This window comes from Leisingera sp. ANG-Vp (genome assembly GCF_000813725.1).
In the GTDB taxonomy this organism is placed as follows: Bacteria; Pseudomonadota; Alphaproteobacteria; order Rhodobacterales; family Rhodobacteraceae; genus Leisingera.
The window spans coordinates 1-631 of the sequence record NZ_JWLD01000094.1 but is presented as its reverse complement, the minus strand read 5'-3'; the positions used below and the strand labels follow the sequence as shown (position 1 = coordinate 631).

The window sequence follows — 631 nt, the reverse complement described above, 5'->3', positions numbered from 1 at the left end:
TTGGAGCGCACATAGACCTGCGACGCCGGATCCTCGCCCACCAGAACCACCGCCAGGCCGGGGGTGATGCCGTTTTCCTCTTTCAGCCGCGCCACATGCTCGGCCACCTGGCCGCGCACCTTGGCCGCAAAGGCCTTGCCGTCAATCAGAGTTGCTGCCATTTGATCTCTTCCTTTTGCCGCAGGCCTCCGGCCCGCCTATTCACTTCAGTTGGTCGCGATGCCCGAGCCGCAGGTGGCCCTGCTCAGCATCACTCCTCCCGGATCACCCGCGCCTCGCGGGCAATCGACCAGTCCACCAGCTGCCGCCACAGGCTTTCGATCAGATCGGGGTCCAGCCCCTGCCCGTCTGCGGCGGCGCGGGCATTCATGACCACTTCCTCAACCCGCTCCGGGATCCGCGCCGGCCAGCCGTTGAGCTGCTTCAGCGCCGTCGCCCGGTCTATATAGCCCGCGCGCTGCGCCAGCATCCGCACCAGCTCCCGGTCCATCCGGTCGATCTCGGCCCGCACCTCTGCCATCGACTGGCAGTCCTGCGGCGGTGTCAGTTTGGTCATGTCTTAAAACTCTTGCGGCCCGGGGTGCTCCCCCGGGCCGCAGAAAGCGCATTTCGCGTCTTAGAACAAGCCTTC

2 protein-coding genes are annotated in these 631 nt (G+C 65.9%); both read right to left on the bottom strand.

Going from position 1 to position 631, the window contains the following annotated elements; translation table 11 throughout:
- Positions 1-161, bottom strand: a 161-nt coding sequence (locus RA20_RS22945) for a tetrahydrofolate dehydrogenase/cyclohydrolase catalytic domain-containing protein (protein ID WP_039134600.1), incomplete at its 3' end; no start/stop codon positions are given.
- 89 nt (positions 162-250) lie between these two features.
- The gene (locus tag RA20_RS22940) at positions 251-556 is read right to left on the bottom strand and encodes a chorismate mutase (protein ID WP_039134607.1); all 306 of its coding nucleotides are present in this window, start codon (positions 554-556) and stop codon (positions 251-253) included.
- Positions 557-631 lie beyond the last annotated feature (75 nt).